Origin of the sequence: Ruminococcus sp. MCC718 (assembly GCF_018783905.1) — a bacterium.
GTDB classification, from domain to species: Bacteria; Bacillota; Clostridia; order Lachnospirales; family Lachnospiraceae; genus Hominisplanchenecus; species Hominisplanchenecus faecis.
In genome coordinates, this window is the sequence record NZ_WQNP01000094.1 from 1 (window position 1) to 18,791 (window position 18,791).

The following is an 18,791-nucleotide window of genomic DNA, read 5'->3' on the forward strand; positions in this document are numbered from 1 at the left end:
AGTAACGCGGATCGGTATTTGCAGTCCGCTTTAACTTAATACGACTTGCTCTGATGTTCCATATAACGGCGGATATTTTCTTCAGATACAGATCCGATCGTTTCCACATAATAAGAATGGTTCCACAGCTCTCCTTTCCATAGCTGGTTTCTTATTTCCGGAAAACATTCGAACAGTTTTCTGCCAGTGATCCCTTTCAAATACTTAACGATTGCTGTTATAGAAAGTTTTGGTGGAGCTGATACAAAGCAGTGGACATGGTCGCCTTCAACACAGTAAAGCCCTTGTCCTCAGCAATCTGCTGCACCAGTTCCTTTAGGTATTCCTCAATTCCTGAGTTTAATATCTTCCGTCGGTATTTCACTGACCATACCATATGGTAGTTAATATTACACACGCAAGTCCTATAATGTATTAGGTTTTCTTTCATACATATAGTATATCATATTGAATTGTAATGTGCAACAATTATCCGAACATATTTTCGTTTTTATTATATACCGGTTACGGCATTTATTTTTTATATTTATATTTTAACAGAGGATGAGGATTATTATACTGTTTGCATTGTGCAGATATGCATACTCCTGCACTTTCATCTCGGTAATTGAATTGCCGAGGATTCCCGCTTATTGTCCTAAAATCTCTTCGTAAAGCCAGGTATGCTTTTCTTTTTCTGTTTTTTTGCGTTGCAGTAATAACAGTAATATTCTGCCTGGTGATAGGTATCATCAAGTTTTGTGTAATCTGCAGAATAAGACCAGTTATGGTAACAATCCTCAGCATTAACATTTGTTGGTACTGCTGCCACTAACATTCCGGCTATCTTCAAGTCGAACGCACGTGAGACTTGGCACGCGATTCTGGTCAGCTTTGCTGACATTTACCCAACAGAATCGCTGTGCATCCTCGCGGAGCGTTTATCTTAGTCGGAGATTGCACTCCCACTAAGACAAATTTGTTGCTCGCCACTTAATAGAAGTGGGAGTCTTCTCCGACTAAGATAAATCCAATCCATTGTTTTTTCATAACCCTTCTTCTCCTTATCAAATATTTTCACCGGTTTTCTGTTAAATTTAAGTTTATCAGACAATCCCTGTCTTGTAAAGTTACAGCATCACACCGCTTCTATCTGTTATAACATCACACCTGCCTGCTTCCTGTCTCATAATTATCAATCAGTAGCATATTCAGTTTTTTCCACCTCTGCAGCTCCGTTTTGGTAAAGAGCAGATGCTTCCGCAGTTCTTCATTCAATTCCTGTTTTTCCAGTGCCACCAGGCATTTGAATGCACATGGCATCAGATCTGCACTGGAGATACCGCAAAGCAGCCCATCGGTATGTGTTCGAAACTCCAGCGGATTGAAAATATAAAGCAGATCTTCTTCCAGCGGATTGTACTGATTGACAAAGGAAAATCGGATCAGCATATCACTGTACAAAACGCTTCCATTATAATAACTCTCACTGCTTCTTCCATTCCCGGATACGGAACAGATAGAAAGCGTCGCACGGTAACTGCCATTCCCTTCTTTTTCGTGGATATTGATTACACCATCTTTCATACGGTTATAGCGGCCGTCATAAAAATAAAAATATAACATCTTTGCCTGGAAAAACGGACTTTTCCGGGCTGCGTATGCAGAAGAGTGATCTGCTTCTTCCTGCAGCCGTCCTATGTCTGTCAGCTGCGGGACAGACACCTGCAAAACCTGACTGATTTCGTATAAAGTTTCAATATCCATTGAGATATCACCATTTTCGTATTTGCAGATCGTGGCACGGCTTTTATGGATTGCATCTGCCAGCTGCTGCAGTGTCAGATTTGCTGCTTTTCGGTATTTTCGGATCATTTTTCCGACGTGTGTATTTATGCTGCTCATTTCCTTTTCCTTTCATTGCCTGATTTTTTAAAAAAGACCCCCGATATGCTTATGGAATTTTATCCGATTTCGGTTTCTGTATCTGTACCGTTGTTTCGTAAAAATATATATTTCGGATCTGTTTTATCCGCTTCTTCCTATTATATCTGTTTTTACTTCAAATTGTAATATGTAAAGAAACTTTTTCTTTAAAAATTTCTTTACAAGAAATTCTGTGTGTTTGATTTTGCCGACATATTTTCTTAAAATAATACAGAAAAATCTGACACAAACATCCTGCTGATTACAGAAGTGTGCGGAAAAATATGTCATGTGCTGCAAGTCTCACGTGCGTTCGGCTTGAATGTAAAGCGGACATTCACAATCCGCTTAGTGCTCTGCACACTTGAAGCGGGGGAATGCTTCTCTGCGTTCAAACAAAAAAGTAAAACGAGGTAAAGAATGAAATGAAAGAAAAAAAGAGTAACTTCAGTGGTTCGATCGGATTCGTCCTCGCCGCTGCCGGCAGTGCTGTCGGTGTGGGGAATATCTGGCGTTTTCCCTATCTATGTGCAAAGGATGGCGGCGGTCTGTTTCTGATCGTTTATCTTGCACTGGTGCTGTCTTTTGGATTTGTATTGCTGACCACTGACATCGCCATCGGCCGCCACACAAAACAAAATGCATTGAAAGCCTTCGGAACTTTGAATTCAAAATGGAAATTTCTCGGATACCTGACTTTTCTTGTTCCGGCATTGATCATGACTTACTATTCGGTTATAGGCGGATGGATTACAAAATATTTCTGCACGTATCTTGTCTCAGATGGTTCGATACTGTCACAGGACAGCTATTTTACATCCTTTATCACTTCCAAGGTTTCGCCGATCGTATTCATGCTGCTGTTTCTGGCTTTAACTGCCTGGGTTGTATACCGTGGTGTGGAAAAGGGAATCGAAAAATTTTCACGTTTCATTATGCCTGGACTGATCCTGCTGATCCTTGGCATTGCGATTTTTTCTCTGACGCTTTCGTATACCGATGCAAATGGAACGGTTCGCACCGGACTTCAGGGACTTAAAGTTTATTTATATCCGGATTTCAGTTCGCTGACCGTGAAACGTTTTCTTGGTGTGCTTCTTGATGCGATGAGCCAGTTATTTTTCTCCCTGAGTGTTTCGATGGGAATCATGGTTACTTATGGATCTTATGTGAAAGATGATGTCAATCTGAATAAATCGATCAATCAGATTGAAATCTTTGATACCGGCGTGGCATTTCTTGCAGGAATGATGATCATACCGGCTGTGTTTGTATTTCTTGGAACAGACGGAATGGCTTCCGGCCCGAGCCTGATCTTTATTTCGCTGCCAAAAGTATTCGCATCCATGGGTGCGATCGGCAGAATCATTGCCATTGCCTTCTTCCTGATGATGGGCTTTGCTGCCCTGACTTCCTGTGTATCGGTTATGGAAACTCTGGTCGCAAACTGCATGGAAATTTTCCATAAGTCACGCCAGAAAATGTGTGCTGTCATCGGAATTTATTCTCTTATTACCGCAGTGCTGATCTGCCTCGGCTACAATGTACTTTATTTTGAAGTAAAACTTCCAAACGGAACCGTCGCACAGCTTCTGGATATCATGGATTACATAAGCAACAGCTTCCTGATGCCGTTCATCTCACTGCTGACCAGTATTCTGATCGGCTGGGTTGTAGGGCCTAAGCTGATCATTGATGAAGTAGAACGAAATGGCGAACATTTCAAACGTGCAAAACTATATTGTTTTATGATCCGCTATGCTGTACCGGTTGTGATGCTGATCCTGTTTCTTGTTTCAACCGGCATCGTATAAGATTCAAGAATGCCTCTGGCCTGCTTCAGATAATTTATTTCATATGCAGAATATCCCACAGAAAAATCTGTGGGATATTTCGTATTTATATAGGAATGATGAAAAGAGATTCGTATTATTTTTTGATGGTTACTTTTTTTGCAGTACTCCATGCAGTACAAATCTGTTTGCCATTGGAGTCTTTACTGAAAGCCCTTACTCTTACATAATAGGTTTTTCCTTTTTTCAGTCTTTTGATTGTTATGCTGTTCTTTTTGATTTTTACATTTTTCGCACTCTTCATGGATTTTTTCAGGGAATACTGCACCTGATATCCTTCTGCACCAGCTACTTTTTTAACGGTAACGATTGCTTTTCCGGCTTTTTTACTCTTTACAGATTTCACAGCTGCTTTCTTTGCTGCCGTTTTTGCTGCCTGAAGATCTTTCTTTGCTGCTTCTACTTCTGCTTTTGCTTTTGCAATCTCTGCATCTTTTGCTGCATTCTGTTTCTGCAGTTCTTCCAGATTTTTCTTTGCTTCTTCAAGATCCTTCTTTGCCTGATCCAGATTTTCTTTTAAAGTACGTTCTGTTGTGATCTCTGATTTATTTACTGTCTGATAATTTGTCAGATCACCGCAGAGTGCTGTGTAAGATCTTGTTGTTGTACCGTAAATTCTTGCCATATCTCTTGACTGCATAATGACTTTCAGGTTGTTGATCGCACTCTTCTGCACATCACCAAGGCAAATATTGTTGTTTTCTTTGTAAGTACCTTTATAAACAATGGTTTTTCCATCTTCGCTTACAGATGCCACATCTGTCGTAACCGGTGTTTTATAGTTTCCTGTTCCGGCCCAGACATTTGCCTGATACTCTCTGTAAATTTCCTGTCCGTTTACCAGAATCTTTCCATCCTCACCTACACTTGCTGTGTAGTCATCTCCCAGTTTTGCTTCCGCTGTCTGTGTTCCATCCGCTGAAACTTCAAAATCGCCCCATGCTGCTGATTTATAACTGAACATATACATCAGTTCATCTTTCAAACCAATCTGTCCGTTTGCTTCAAAGGTCGGTTTTACATCTTCTGCACCTATGATAATTTCGTTTGCTTTGGATGCTCCGCCCGGCATGATCAGGTCATTTCCTGCATGCATGGATGTGGATGGGTGAGATACACCGCCGTTCCAGTCGGTCATGATCAGACCTTCAAATCCCCATTCACCGCGTGCAATATTGGTATTCATATCATAAGAGTCTGCCGCCGGAACGCCATTGATCTGGTTGTAGGATGTCATGATGGACATTGGTTTGGATTCTTTTACTGCAATTTCAAAACCTTTCAGGTAGATTTCTCTCAGTGCTCTTTCGCTTACAATGGAATCCGTTCCGGAACGGTCTGTTTCCTGATTATTTGCTGAGAAATGTTTCAGGCATGCCCCTACACCCGGCTCTTCCTGCACACCAAGTGTGATTGCAGATGCCATCGTACCGGAAATGACCGGATCTTCTGAGAAATACTCAAAGTTACGTCCGCAAAGAGGATCTCTGTGGATATTCAGGGACGGTCCAAGAAGAATTGTAATATTCATCTCTTCCAGTTCTTTTCCAAATGCTTCACCAATACGTTTCAGCAGATCCGTATCCCAGCTCTGTGCCAGAACAAAATCTACCGGCCATGCGGTACAGTACTGATAGTAAGTTGCTGTTTCTCCTGTTTCTACATTTTTTGCCTCGTATTTCTGTTTTACACGGATACCACCAGGGCCATCTGCTAAAACGATACTCGGAATACCATACTGATCATAAGTCAGCGTTTCTCCTGCTGCTCCCGGTACGGTTGCTGAGTTGGAGCCAACGATCGGAGCATTTTCATTTGCTACTCCCCAGCCGCTTCCACAGTTCAGCTTTGCCAGTTCTTCCAGACTCATCTGTGCCACAAATTCGCCCATGGTTACTTTGTTATCCACAACATCTTTTAAAGTAGCACCTTTTTTGTCTGTAACAACTTCTACTTTTTCGTAATCCTGAACTGCCTTATAGTCTGGATCTGTTGTGTAAGTAGTAACTTTTTCATCTTTATATTCAGAAACATTATTTTCTGTTTTTACTTTGGATGCATCCAGTGTAAATACCGGGGCTTCTGCCATTTCCTGCTGCTCTGTCGCATAAGTATATGGTGTTTTTCCTGCCTTGCTCCACTCGGTCAGATTTTCGCTTTCCGGAACTTCCATCTGATTGGACAGAACTTCTGTCACTGCACTCTGATTCAGTTTGATCGCTGCCGCTACTTTTGTATTTCTGGAAGAATCACCAACACGCACATAGTAGGTTCCCGGGTCAAGTATGTAAGATGCCTTTTCTTCACTATAATAAGCCATCTCATCGGTATCATAAGTCAGTGTCAGTACCTGACTTTCACCCGGTGCCAGTTCATCGGTCTTTCCATAAGCAGCCAGCTGCTGATATTCTTTTTCTGCATCTTTTGAGTCTGGTGCGGAGAAATAAACCTGTACTACTTCTTTTCCACTGTAAGTTTTTCCGGTGTTTGTAACTTCTGCTTTTACCGTCACCTTATCTTCATTTACCGATACATTCTTTACATTGATATCAAAATTTGTATAGGAAAGACCATAACCAAATTCATATGCCGGCTTGATGCCAAACGTATCAAAATAGCGGTATCCTACATAAATTCCTTCCTTGTACCATTCCTTCATACTATTCCCGTCTGCTTTTGCGAACGTGGCAGATGCAGGATAGTCTGAATAATTTTCTGCCCAGGTATCTGTCAGTTTTCCGGAAGGTGTGACAGCTCCGGTTACTACATCAAGCAGTGCATTTCCGCCTTCCTGACCGCCCTGTCCCATCAGAAGCAGAGAATCCAGACCTTCTGTTTCCTCGAAGAATTTCGTGTCAATGACACCGCCTACATTCAGTACAACAATGGTATTTTCAAAAGTAGAGGCTACCTTTTTCAGATTTTCTTTTTCTACATCGCTTAACTCATAGTCACCTAATTCATGTTCTACTTCATTTACCGTAACCTTTTTGGTCATTCCACGGTCGGCACCTTCACCGGCATTTCTTGAGATCACATAAACAGCAGTGTTCGTATCTTTTGCAGAAGCTGCCAGTTCTTCATCCGTGAAGGTAAGTTCCGGATAAGCAAAGGTTGCCATCGGATTGCTTGCTGCTTTTGCATTTTCTACATCGTATCCTTCTGCATATTTTTCAAGAATACTTGCCGTCGTGATATCGTAACCTGCTTTTTTGAAAGAATTATAAATGTTAATATTATATCTCTCACTCTGGTTTACATTCACATCACCGCCACCGGAAAGTCCGCCGTTAAACGGATCACCGGAACCGGTACCACCTCGGACGGTACGTACAGCTCCGCCTCCGAACAATGCCAGCTTCTTTGTCTTAATCGGAAGAGAATTATTCTTGTTTTCCAGAAGAACCATTCCCTGTGCAGCTGCTTCTCTTGCCAGTGCTGCATTTGCTTTTTCTCTTGCTGTCACTTCATTGGAAGTAGTTGCCGCAAAAGATACCGGGCATGCCGTTGCCGCCATACTGACAGCAAGAACCGTACTCAAAATACTTCTTGTTGCTTTTTTCATGTTTTGTTTTTCCTCCTTTTTCTGGAAACACCTTATTTATCCGGTGCTTTGTTTGTGCTCTCAGTATAGGAAAAACAATATGTTTTTTAAAGAAGCAGTTTTTGATTTTACGCTTCATTTTTTGATATCAGCTCTTTATACTGCGATGGAGTAATGCCTTCATAGCGTTTAAAGGCTCTTGTAAACGCCTGTGCATCGGTATAACCTACGTCAAGTGCTATATTTTTGATGCGTACATCATTTTTTAACATATCCTTTGCATGTTCCAGCCTTACTTTATGAATGTACTCCAGTACACCATAATCACGGAAGTTTTTAAAGCTGCGGCTTACGTGTGGTACACTGATGCCAAATTCCTGTGCCAGACTGGTCACGTTCATATTGCAGTCCTGATAATGCCCCTGAATATATTCCTGCATTTCTTCCATCCACTCCGGTTCTCGTTCTGCAGATTTATTCTGTCTGTACTGAATGATCGCCTCAAAAATTGCCCTGCTTTCTGACAGCAGCTCATGGATCGACTGGATACGAAACAGACGCTCTTCATAATTCAGTGACTGATAATAAGCTTTGTCTTCTTCATTTGCACTGATATCAAGTGTCGTGATCAGGGTTCCGATCAGACCATACATGCGATAGCGATTAATCCTCAGCTCTTTCTGATTTCTGGAAAATGCACTCTGGTAAATCTGGTTAAGCTCCCGGTATGCTCCTTCAAAATCTTCACTCTCCAGGCAATTCAGAAGTCTTCTGCTGCCTGTCATGTAAACCGAGGAATGACTGTCTTCATCCGCATCCATCATCTCACCATATACATAGACTCCGGCAGGTGCACTCGTACTCCAGAACTCCAGATACTGCATACTCTCTTCCAGAAGATGATACGCTTCTTTCATCTTTTTGTAGTCGCTCTGACATTCTCCGATCATGATACAGGCAGAAATATGAAACGTCCGGCTGTAAAACTGTTCTACCGTCTTCAGCAGACTGCGGATTTCTTTTTCATCATGTTCCGGTTCTGAAAGATTGACAACTGCCACAAAATCTTTTTCCGGCTGCAAAAGGATTCCTGGATATTTTTCAAAAATCTGCTCTTTCAAAATATTTTCAAGCACGAAATGCTCCAGCTCTTCCGGTTTCTCCTTTTTTTCCTGATCTCTGAAAACTGCATCACCATTTCCATCAAAAGCAAACTGGATCATTATATACTTTTCTTGATCTGATAGTTTATTCAGACTTGCATATGGAAAATTTTTGACCACACCTGTCAGATATTTTTCCAATTCCCTGCATTCCCGGGTCTCTTCTTTCTTTTTAACTTTTTTCGAAAGTTTTTTGTTATCACTGATCAGATTTCCCACCGGGACATAAGTTTTTTTTGAAAAATACCAGGAACCGATAACCGCCACGCTGATCAGCATAAGAAGTTCTGCCGTTAGAATCATTGCAAAACGTCTCAGTTCTCCATAAAACAAGGTATTCGGAACATACATATCGCAGTTCCATTGAAACATACTCATCTGTTTTTCTACTTTTATGTATCCGTTTTTCTGATTTTCTTCCAATTTTCTGCTGTAAATAACATTTTCTTTTTCCGGCGTTTCAATATAAATACAGTTTTCTGCTCCTGGATCGCCGATCAGACGGCTTCCGCTGTACTCTGCGAAAATAACGGCAATGCGATTATTCTGCGTGTCATTGACCGGACGGAAAAACCAGATTTGATTATCTGATAAAACCTGATAAGATTTTTGATTTTCTTCTGTCATCCAACAATAAAAATCCTGTGCAGTGATACCATACTGTCGGCAGAAAAAGCTGATATCCTCTTTTCCTTCCCGACGCTGCGAATTGGAAGAAAGAATGGAATCGCTCTTCAGAAAATAGATATGCAGATTCTGACAGAGATTGTTCTGTACATTCAATTCTGACATTGTATTTTTCAGTTTCATAGAATCTAAAATCTGCTGTGGTGAAAAATTTCCTTCTATCAATGCAATATCATCCAAACCACCACTGACGGCAAGCGTATCACACAACTGATATGACAGCCGAATATTATTTTCAATCTTCCCCACAACTTCTCTCATACGCAATGCAGCTGAATTTCGTATTTCTTTCTGCACATAAAAGATCGAACTACTGTAACCGATGATCGTAACTGTGAGCATTGCCAGGCATAATACCAGATAAGAAATCAAAATAGAACGAAAAGTAAGTGATTTTCCTGTTTTCATAAGTTTTTATCTCCTGCTCTTTACAAAAAGATTTCTTCTCATTTCTTTTAATATAATGTCTGTCTTTTTGTTTTGCAAGGAAATTTATGATTCTTTCTTTTTTGCTGATGATTTTTTTCCTGAGTATTTACTTTTTACTTCCAACACATTAAACTAAAAATAAAGCTTATTATCTGGAGGAAATTATGAAACACAAGTATAGAAATTACTATTTCCCGGTACTGATCTGTATTGTTTTCTGTCTGTGCATTTTTCTTGTCCGACACGCTTTTTCTGTCAGGACACAAACAAATGCTTCTCTTCCGGTTACAGAAGTCAGACAGAGTTTTTCTTTTTTGAATACCATTGATTCTGAACTTTCAGAGCTGTGCAACGGAGATCTGAATAATACTGCCTTTTTCCAGGAACTGGAAAACAGAACGAACATCCATATTGACTGGATCACTTCTTTATCCAATCTGCAGATTCAAAACCGTTTTGAGCAAAACAGCGATTCCGTACCGGATTTGATCGGTGCCGGAAATTTTTCATCCATCTATGGGAATATTTCTGCGGATGATGCGATCGCTCAGGGGGACATCTGTGATCTGACGGAACTGGTTCCAAAATATGCACCGAATTACTATAAGATCATTCAGCAAAAGGACATAAAAGATATCGCCTACACGGATTCCGGTCGAATTGCAGCTGTTTATTCTATAAAACAAAACTCGCAAAAACCATGGTGTGGTCTTCAGATTCGAAAAGACTGGCTGGATGAACTGGGGCTTGAGATTCCTGTCACTTATGATGACTGGGAAACGGTTCTCACTGCATTTAAAGAAAGGAAAGGAGCCACAGCCCCATTGTGGATTTCATACAATGCTTATGCACAGGATGAAAGTCTGAATGCCGGTTTTGGAGTCAGTTATGATTTTTTTCAAATGGACGGCAAGGTCTTTTATGGACCTGCCAGGCAGGGATGGAAGGATTATCTCACTTTAATGAACCGTTGGTATCAGAAAGGTCTGATAGATGTTGATTATATGACAGGCAACTCGACTTATGCAGACAGTAAAATGATCGCCAGCGGCACTTCCGGTGCATGGTTTGGTATGTATACCATGCCTTCTGATCTTTCTGCAAAAGATCAGAATATTAAGGTTATTGCTGTTTCTCCGCCCAAATTAAACGAACATGATACGCTGCACATACAGAAAAAATACAGCATCAGTGATAATATGTTTTACATCTCTTCCGAATGCGAACATCCTGAAATTGTTCTGAAGTGGATTGACTATTTATTTTCTGATGAAGGTTCCCGCTTTGCAAGCTACGGAACAGAAGGTAAAACCTATACCCTTGATAAAGATCAGAATCCTGTTTTCACCGATCTGATCTTGCATAATTCTGATGGACTGACTTTTTATCAGGCATTGAAAAACTATACGCTGGCTCCCGGCCTGCCTTCTGCTTATATTGACTGGAAACGGGAACTTCAGTGTGTGCCTCCTTCCAGTGCTGTTATGTGCGATGTATGGGCTTCCACGGATACTTCATATATGCTTCCGGTCAGTCTGAGTTTTACATCTGAAGAACGTACCAGACTGTCTCAAATAATGGCGAACGTCAATTCCTGTATGTATGAATACACAACTGCTTTCATTACCGGGATCAAATCTTTTGATAATTACGAAGAATATCTGAACACCCTGAAAAAAAACAAGATCGATGAAGCTGTTCAAATATATCAGAATGCTTATGATCGCTATCTTGCAAAACATTCTTCCTGATCCTGCAAGAAACACTTGCACACATCATACACAGGTGTTAGAATTTATTAGCGATTCGCATAAACGCAGGATGAATCTATATGCGAAACCAACATAAACCAGGGGGAGCTGACGGAAGTCGGCTGAGAGGAAACGTGTTCCCGTTTCGACCCATTACCTGATTTGGATAATGCCAACGGAGGAAAAAAGAGATGAGAAATTACACAACTCAGATGGATGCAGCCCGCAAGGGAATTGTAACACCGGAAATCGAAACTGTAGCAAAAAAAGAGAACATGGATGTTGATAAGTTAATGAAACTTGTCGCTGAAGGCAAGGTCGCAATCTGTGCCAACAAAAACCATAAATGCTTAAGTGCAGAGGGTGTCGGCAGTATGCTGCGTACCAAGATCAATGTCAACCTCGGCGTATCTCGTGACTGCAAGGATTATGATATCGAAATGCAGAAGGTTATGAGTGCCGTTGACCTCGGTGCGGAAGCGATCATGGATCTTTCCAGTCACGGCAACACACAGCCATTCCGTCAGAAACTGACAAGTGAATGTCCGGTTATGATCGGTACGGTTCCTGTTTATGACAGCGTGATCCATTACCAGAGAGATCTGGCTACACTGACTGCAAAGGATTTTATCGATGTTATCCGTATGCATGCAGAAGACGGTGTAGACTTTGTAACGCTGCACTGCGGTATTACACGCAAAACCATCGAACAGATCAAAAAGCACAAACGTAAAATGAATATCGTAAGCCGTGGAGGAAGCCTCGTATTTGCATGGATGTCCATGACCGGCGAAGAGAATCCATTCTATGAATATTATGATGAAATCCTGGATATCTGTGAAGAATATGACGTGACCATTTCTCTTGGCGATGCATGCCGTCCTGGATGCCTTGCCGATGCAACCGATGTATGTCAGATTGAAGAACTGGTTCGTCTCGGAGAACTGACAAAACGTGCATGGGATCACAATGTACAGGTTATGGTAGAAGGTCCTGGCCATGTGCCGCTGGATCAGGTTGCCGCCAACATGAAAGTACAGCAGAGTATCTGCATGGGTGCTCCTTTTTATGTACTTGGTCCTCTTGTAACCGACATTGCTCCGGGATATGACCATATCACTGCAGCGATCGGAGGTGCAGTTGCCGCTATGAACGGTGCTGCTTTCCTTTGCTATGTTACACCGGCTGAACATCTGGCTCTGCCGAATGTGGAGGATACCAAGCAAGGTATCATCGCTTCCAAGATCGCAGCTCACGCAGCGGATATTGCGAAGGGTATTCCGGGAGCAAGAGACATCGATGACCGCATGGCTGCTGCCCGCCAGAAACTGGACTGGGATGCACAGTATGCATGTGCCCTTGACCCGGAAACTGCAAAAGCGATCCGCGACAGCAGAAGCCCGGAAGATGACCACAGCGATACCTGCAGTATGTGCGGTAAATTCTGTGCCGTAAGAAGCATGAACAAAGCACTTGCCGGAGAATACATTGATATTCTTTAAGACAGAAAATGCCCGGGTCAAAAGACCTTTTGGTTCAAGAATGCCTCTGGCATTCTTGTTTCTCGCCGCCTGCAGAGGCGGTAGTCACCTCACATCTGATGTATAACACAAAAGCGAATCTCGGATATTGTATCCTTGATTCGCTTTTTTATTGCTTTTTATTTGTTATTTTATTTATTCTTCCGGTGCTTCAAAGCTGTGATCTACGGTGATCACACAGGTTGCACCAGCTTCCATTTCTGAGATCAGCTGCATCAGCTGATGCAATACACGGTCGGTATCTTTCTGTGTATATTCTGCCGGGACAAGAAGATCAAAGATCAGATTGACCGGCGTTGTTTTCACCAGTCGGAAATCGTGAAAACTCAGTTTGCTGTCTAACGCTTTGATGATATGTTCCGTCTTTTCTTTTAACCGAAGTACTTCCGCATCGTGCAGCTCGACCGGATCCATATGGATCACCAGAGTGATATTCAGCTCTTTTCCGACTTCCCGCTCAATACGGTCAATGATTGCATGGGATACTTCAATATTCACATCGTTCGGCACCTCTGCATGAATGGTTGCCATTCCCTGATTTGGTCCGTAATTATGCACGATCAGATCATGCGTTCCGACAATACCATCATAGGATTCTACCATCTGTGAAATTTTCTGATACAATTCTGCCGGAACCCTCTGTCCAATCAGCGGCTCCAGTGTATCTTTTGCAATTGAAAATCCGGACCAGATGACAAGCAATGATACGATCAGTCCTGCGATCGCATCAATATTTACGTTTGCAACATAACAGATCAAAATAGAAACAACGGTCGCACTTGTCGTAATGACATCTCCGAGGGAATCTGCCGCAGTTGCCAGCATGACTTTTGAATCTATTTTTTTACCAAGTTTTCTATTGAATGCTGCCATCCACAATTTCACCAGGATCGACAGGATCAGGATCAGAAACGGCACCAAGTCAAACGTGATATCTTCCGGATGCATCAGCTTGCCTGCTGACGTTTTGAAAAAAGTAAATCCAACCTCAATGACCAGAAACGATACGATCAGTGCTGCAATGTATTCAATTCTTCCATGACCGAACGGATGCTCCGCATCTGCCGGTTTCCCTGCCATTTTTACCCCGATAAAACTGATGATCGATGATGCCGCATCGGATAAGTTATTAAACGCATCTGCCGTGACTGCCAGAGAATGCATCAGCGTACCGATGATTAACTTTGCCGCAAACAGAAATACATTACAGAAAATACCGACGACACTGGCAAGAATCCCATACCGGGTACGCACCTCCGTTGATTCTGTGTTTTCACTGTCTCTTACAAACCTGCGAACTAAAAAATCTGTCATACCTTCCTGAAAACCCCTTTTGATTTAAATTCCAGATTCAAAAATGTCTCTGGATGACCCGCCGTCTATAACGGCGAGAACCACTGCACTTCTGATATCATTCTCACTATTATATTGAAATCCTCTGAAAAAATCAATATCTGTCCGCTTTTTTATCTTCCGTTTGCAGGCTCTACGTTAATTGTTTTTCCTTTAATTTTGGTGTTTTTCATGGCACGGAGCACATCAGCCGCATTTTCACGCGGAACTTCAACGAATGTATATTTGTCATACATATCGATCGTTCCGACCAGTTTTCCCGGAATACCGGATTCTCCTGCAACTGCCCCGAGAATATCACCCGGGCGTACTTTCTGTTTTTTACCAATGTTGATGAAGAGACGTACCATGCCTGCTTCTGCCCCGGTATCACCGAAATCTTCCATATGCCCACGGTCATTATTCTGGTCATTTTCACCCAGTGCCTGCTTCAGAAATGCTGCCGCAATGTCCATCGCTGTGTAGTCTTCTTCGTTAAGTTTCTGTTCGATGATACGTGTCATGCGGTTTAAGTCTTCGTTTTTAATGATATGGTCGATCTCATCCAGCACTTTTTCCAGACGGATGGCTGTAATATCATTCAGAGACGGAATTGGCTGTGCGTAGATTTTTGTCTTACAGTAACGCTGGATGTCTTTCAGCTTATAAACTTCACGTCCTACAACAAACGTAAATGCCTTTCCGACACGACCGGCACGACCGGTACGGCCGATACGGTGCACATAAAATTCATCATCCTGCGGCACATCATAATTAAACACTGCCTCTACATCATCTACATCAATACCACGGGCTGCCACATCGGTGGCGATCAGAATCTCTGTTTTGCCGCTGCGGAAGCCTTTCATAACACGGTCTCTCTGGCTCTGCTTCATATCTCCATGCAGACCTTCCGCAAAATATCCCCTTCCTTTCAGTGCCTCAGTCAGCTCATCCACACGTTTTTTTGTATTGCAGAATACAAGGGAGAGCTTTGGATTGTACATATCCAGAAGTCTTGAGAGAACTTCTTCTTTGTTCTTCTGTTTTACTTCATAATAGTACTGGTCGATATTTTTTACGGTCAGTTCTTTCTTTACGACACGAACCAGAACAGCATCTTTCTGATAATTTTTCGTGATGTCCATGATCGGCTTCGGCATGGTCGCAGAAAAGAGAACCGTCTGACGCTCTTCCGGTGCATCTTTCAAAATCGTCTCGATATCCTCACGGAATCCCATGTTCAGCATCTCATCTGCTTCATCCAGCACGATCGTGTGAAGGTTGTCGAAACGTAAGGTACGACGGCGAAGATGATCCATCACTCGGCCCGGTGTTCCGATCACAAGCTGCACACCACCTTTTAAGGAACGGATCTGTTTTCCGATATCCTGTCCGCCGTATACCGGAAGGATCTTGATGCCATGCATAAACTTGCTCAGTCTGCGGATCTCATCTGCTACCTGGATTGCCAGTTCTCTTGTCGGACACAGAATGATTGCCTGCAGTTTCCGGTTCTTCGGGTCGATCTTCTGAAGAAGCGGAATACCAAAAGCTGCTGTTTTTCCGGTACCTGTCTGTGCCTGACCGATTACGTCATGTCCGGCCATCACTTCCGGAATCGCTTTTGCCTGGATCGGGCTTGGCTCTTCAAATCCCATCTCTGTAATAGCTCGAAGAATCTTCGGGTCAAGTCCAAGTGTATCAAATTTTATGATTTCCATATATTAAATCCTTTCTTTCTGTTGCAAATACCCTTTTATTTCAAATCTCACTGACATAACGCTCCTCACTGCTCAGTGTTTCATGCACTTACAGCTACAAAATGCTTATATGTTCATATAATGACGTCGGAGGCAAAAGTCCCCAACTATATTTGAAAAACAAGGCATAAAAATACCGCCTCTTTATTTATCTAATGTGAGGCGGAAGAGTAACAATTCACATATGCCAGTCATTTTAACATATCCCGTTTTGAAATTCAACTGTTCATTTTAATTTGAAACCAGACACATATTTGAGCAACATGCAATTCCGGCAAACAATGCTTCGCATTATCCTCTGTAAATTTCTGCACAGCCCGGACTGATTATTAGCTATTGTAAAAACAGGGTTGCATTTTTTATGTTTTCGGTATAATATACATATAACTACACATAGTATTCAAAACTACATGTAACGGTTTTGATTTCAATATTTATTTTATATTGCTTTCAAGTCATGAGGTATGATCACGAATATCTGAAAATTGCTCTCACAATTCTGTCATCTGACTTGAATCATGTTTCAAAGGAGGTATTCACTATGTTAGAAAAAATCAAAGATCCCGGAAGTGCGATCACACACTTCATTGGTATGCTGATGGCAATGTTTGCCGCCACACCGCTGATCATCAAATCTCTGCATGAGCCGGATTATATCCATGTGATTTCCCTGACTGTTTTTATTGTGAGTATGATCCTACTCTATGCGGCAAGCACGATCTACCATACTTTAAATCTTTCAGAAAGAACAAATCGTATTCTCCGCAAGTTAGACCACAGTATGATCTTTGTACTGATTGCCGGAAGCTACACACCAATCTGCCTGATCGTTTTGAAAGGTCCGGTCGGATATTTCCTGTTCGCTCTTGTCTGGGCAATCGCACTGATCGGCATTATCGTAAAAATCTGCTGGATCACCTGTCCGAAATGGTTTTCTTCTGTGCTTTATATCAGCATGGGCTGGGTCTGCGTACTGGCTTTCACACAGATTGTCAATTCGCTCTCTCCGGCAGCTTTTGGATGGCTCCTGGCAGGCGGTATCATTTACACTGTCGGCGGCATCATTTATGCTTTGAAAGTTCCGCTGTTCGATGCAAAGCACAAAAATTTCGGCTCACATGAGATCTTCCATCTGTTCGTGATGGCAGGAAGTGCATGCCACTTTATTCTTATGTATGTTTATATCGCTTAATGACTGTGAAATCATTTCGATTATTCAAAAATGCCTCTGGCATTCTTGCCGAAAAAGGATAAAATTTCAGAGGTTCTGATTTTGCTCAGAGCCTCTTTCTGTATCCTGAGAACCTTTTTGCTGCATATTTTTTTCTTTGATCAGGTTTTCTTTTTCTTTTCTCGTCAGCTGTTTGATCGCATATTCCCGCTTCATTGCTTCTTGTTTTCCCTGAAATTCCTCATAATAGACCAGTGTGACCGGTCTGCGGTTCCTCGTATATTTTGCACCGGATTTCCCGCCGTTATGGGCTTTGAGACGCTTGTCCAGATCATTTGTCCAACCGGTATAATACGTGCCGTCACTGCACTTTAAAATATAAGTGTAACACATACTTTCCATTCACTTTCAACTGTTTCATATCTTCGCATTTTGACATGCTCCTGCCTCTGATACAAATCGCTTGCTCTCTTCCATCAGAAACGCGAGTCATCTCACATCTTGTATATGTAAAGCGGAGGATTTCCCCCGCATTATTTCAAGCAATCGGCAAAGCGGTATATTTTCATTATTTCATAATCAAGCTCAAAGGACTAAGATAAAACCTGTAAAATGAATCCGATTGCAAATATTGTATGCTGCGTGCAGCTCCTTACGATACCGTATAGCCTAATATAGTATACGCTTTCTCTCACTTTTTGTGAATCATCTTTCTTTTTGATGTTAAAACGGCTTTTGTACAAGCACATCGTAGTTTCAGGCTTTTGACCCTGGCATCATATTATTCCAGATACAGAAACGGATCTTCTGCTGCTCCGTCTTTTTCCATGGCAAAATATAGATTTGTGCCTTCTTTGCAGTAGTATTTGGTCGGCTGTGCCACGTATCCTAAAAGTTGTCCTCTCTCGACTACATCGCCTTCTGCTACGGCTACATTCTCAAGCTGGCCGTAGATCAGCGTGTACTGATCTCCGAGATTCATGCGGATCGTTGTTCCTGTTTCATCATTTGTTGTGATGGAATCAACGATTCCTTTTGCCGCAGATACGACCTGTGCTCCTTCTTCCGCCCCGAAGATCAGTGCCGGATTATATTTATACTGATCCAGCGTTGCAAAATACACGGTAGAATCCATGCTGTAGTCCATGAGCACTTTGCCGGCTACCGGCCACTGAAGTTCCTGTGTGGACGCAAAGCTGACCGTCGGACTGACCACTGCGTTGACCTGTCCGGAGGAAACTTTTTCGGTCTCCATGCCTTCTGTCTCTGCTTCCGTTTCCTGCCCGGCTGTTTCCTGTTCTGCCCTTATCTGACGATTGCCGCCTGCCAGTGATTTCGGATCAACATCCATCTCATTTGCCTGAGAAGCCAGATTTGCTTCCGCTTCTGATGAAATCACCGCCTCAGCTTCTGTTTCGACAGGACTTTCATTCAGATCCACCATATGCTCTTTTGCCGGTTCCTGTGCCGTATCCGACAGATCAACAGCATAGTAGGTCGTTGCCGCAGCCGCCCCTACAAGACATAAAGTCAGAACCAACATCGCACCTTTTTTTCGCGTAAACCATTTTCCATCCTTCTTCTGCATATCCCTTCACCTCATAAATTCAGATTTGCAACCAAACAGTTACCTTATTCTCATTTTTTCCGAT

Annotated in this window: 11 protein-coding genes, 1 pseudogene and 1 riboswitch; of the genes and pseudogenes, 4 read left to right on the forward strand and 8 right to left on the reverse strand. The window is 42.2% G+C overall.

Translation table 11 applies throughout. The features are described 5' to 3' along the window. Positions 1-35: 35 nt before the first annotated feature. Together tnpA and GPK60_RS08460 are read right to left on the reverse strand one after the other, a co-directional pair. A pseudogene (gene tnpA / locus GPK60_RS08455) lies at positions 36-436 on the reverse strand (IS200/IS605 family transposase). 707 nt (positions 437-1,143) lie between these two features. Beyond that, on the reverse strand, positions 1,144-1,884 hold the full coding sequence (locus GPK60_RS08460; protein ID WP_215659294.1) for a helix-turn-helix transcriptional regulator: 741 nt from the start codon (positions 1,882-1,884) through the stop codon (positions 1,144-1,146). Positions 1,885-2,330: 446 nt separating this feature from the next. On the opposite strand from GPK60_RS08460, the gene GPK60_RS08465 reads away from it, so the two are divergent. After that, the gene (locus GPK60_RS08465) at positions 2,331-3,719 is read left to right on the forward strand and encodes a sodium-dependent transporter (RefSeq protein ID WP_215659296.1); all 1,389 of its coding nucleotides are present in this window, start codon (positions 2,331-2,333) and stop codon (positions 3,717-3,719) included. A 115-nt stretch (positions 3,720-3,834) separates the two neighbouring features. Here the strand turns inward: GPK60_RS08465 and GPK60_RS08470 are convergent, their stop codons facing one another. Continuing rightward, on the reverse strand, positions 3,835-7,323 hold the full coding sequence (locus tag GPK60_RS08470; RefSeq protein ID WP_215659298.1) for a glycoside hydrolase family 3 C-terminal domain-containing protein: 3,489 nt from the start codon (positions 7,321-7,323) through the stop codon (positions 3,835-3,837). 107 nt (positions 7,324-7,430) lie between these two features. Next, positions 7,431-9,560, reverse strand: coding sequence for an AraC family transcriptional regulator (locus tag GPK60_RS08475; RefSeq protein WP_215659300.1), 2,130 nt, complete (start codon positions 9,558-9,560; stop codon positions 7,431-7,433). A gap of 185 nt (positions 9,561-9,745) precedes the next feature. On the opposite strand from GPK60_RS08475, the gene GPK60_RS08480 reads away from it, so the two are divergent. After that, positions 9,746-11,332, forward strand: a complete 1,587-nt coding sequence (locus tag GPK60_RS08480) for an extracellular solute-binding protein (protein ID WP_215659301.1) — start codon at positions 9,746-9,748, stop codon at positions 11,330-11,332. Between the two features lie 91 nt (positions 11,333-11,423). Further along, positions 11,424-11,533, forward strand: a riboswitch (TPP riboswitch). Beyond that, entirely contained in the window at positions 11,524-12,834 is a 1,311-nt protein-coding gene (gene thiC, locus GPK60_RS08485) for a phosphomethylpyrimidine synthase ThiC (RefSeq protein ID WP_147633010.1), read from the forward strand. (Overlaps the previous riboswitch by 10 nt.) Before the next feature lie 174 nt (positions 12,835-13,008). On the opposite strand, the gene GPK60_RS08490 is transcribed toward thiC, so the two are convergent. Next, entirely contained in the window at positions 13,009-14,187 is a 1,179-nt protein-coding gene (locus GPK60_RS08490; RefSeq protein ID WP_173898692.1) for a cation diffusion facilitator family transporter, read from the reverse strand. A 152-nt stretch (positions 14,188-14,339) separates the two neighbouring features. Further along, positions 14,340-15,929: a DEAD/DEAH box helicase gene (locus tag GPK60_RS08495; RefSeq protein WP_173896193.1), complete on the reverse strand. Its 1,590-nt coding sequence runs from the start codon at positions 15,927-15,929 to the stop codon at positions 14,340-14,342. Between the two features lie 580 nt (positions 15,930-16,509). On the opposite strand from GPK60_RS08495, the gene GPK60_RS08500 reads away from it, so the two are divergent. Continuing rightward, entirely contained in the window at positions 16,510-17,160 is a 651-nt protein-coding gene (locus GPK60_RS08500; protein ID WP_147633013.1) for a hemolysin III family protein, read from the forward strand. Between the two features lie 66 nt (positions 17,161-17,226). Here the strand turns inward: GPK60_RS08500 and GPK60_RS08505 are convergent, their stop codons facing one another. Next, the gene (locus tag GPK60_RS08505) at positions 17,227-17,532 is read right to left on the reverse strand and encodes a GIY-YIG nuclease family protein (RefSeq protein WP_173866047.1); all 306 of its coding nucleotides are present in this window, start codon (positions 17,530-17,532) and stop codon (positions 17,227-17,229) included. A 388-nt stretch (positions 17,533-17,920) separates the two neighbouring features. Further along, positions 17,921-18,727 (reverse strand): peptidoglycan DD-metalloendopeptidase family protein, encoded by an 807-nt coding sequence (locus tag GPK60_RS08510; protein WP_022117911.1) that lies wholly within the window; start codon positions 18,725-18,727, stop codon positions 17,921-17,923. Positions 18,728-18,791: the final 64 nt, after the last annotated feature.

Excerpts from the sequence above, each read along its gene's own strand:
- GPK60_RS08480 (WP_215659301.1), top strand. The coding sequence starts at position 9,746 with ATGAAACACAAGTATAGAAATTACTATTTCCCGGTACTGATCTGTATT.
- GPK60_RS08505 (WP_173866047.1), bottom strand. The coding sequence starts at position 17,532 with ATGTGTTACACTTATATTTTAAAGTGCAGTGACGGCACGTATTATACC.
- GPK60_RS08460 (WP_215659294.1), bottom strand. The coding sequence starts at position 1,884 with ATGAGCAGCATAAATACACACGTCGGAAAAATGATCCGAAAATACCGA.
- GPK60_RS08490 (WP_173898692.1), bottom strand. The coding sequence starts at position 14,187 with ATGACAGATTTTTTAGTTCGCAGGTTTGTAAGAGACAGTGAAAACACA.
- GPK60_RS08470 (WP_215659298.1), bottom strand. The coding sequence starts at position 7,323 with ATGAAAAAAGCAACAAGAAGTATTTTGAGTACGGTTCTTGCTGTCAGT.
- GPK60_RS08465 (WP_215659296.1), top strand. The coding sequence starts at position 2,331 with ATGAAAGAAAAAAAGAGTAACTTCAGTGGTTCGATCGGATTCGTCCTC.
- GPK60_RS08500 (WP_147633013.1), top strand. The coding sequence starts at position 16,510 with ATGTTAGAAAAAATCAAAGATCCCGGAAGTGCGATCACACACTTCATT.
- GPK60_RS08475 (WP_215659300.1), bottom strand. The coding sequence starts at position 9,560 with ATGAAAACAGGAAAATCACTTACTTTTCGTTCTATTTTGATTTCTTAT.
- GPK60_RS08495 (WP_173896193.1), bottom strand. The coding sequence starts at position 15,929 with ATGGAAATCATAAAATTTGATACACTTGGACTTGACCCGAAGATTCTT.
- thiC (WP_147633010.1), top strand. The coding sequence starts at position 11,524 with ATGAGAAATTACACAACTCAGATGGATGCAGCCCGCAAGGGAATTGTA.
- GPK60_RS08510 (WP_022117911.1), bottom strand. The coding sequence starts at position 18,727 with ATGCAGAAGAAGGATGGAAAATGGTTTACGCGAAAAAAAGGTGCGATG.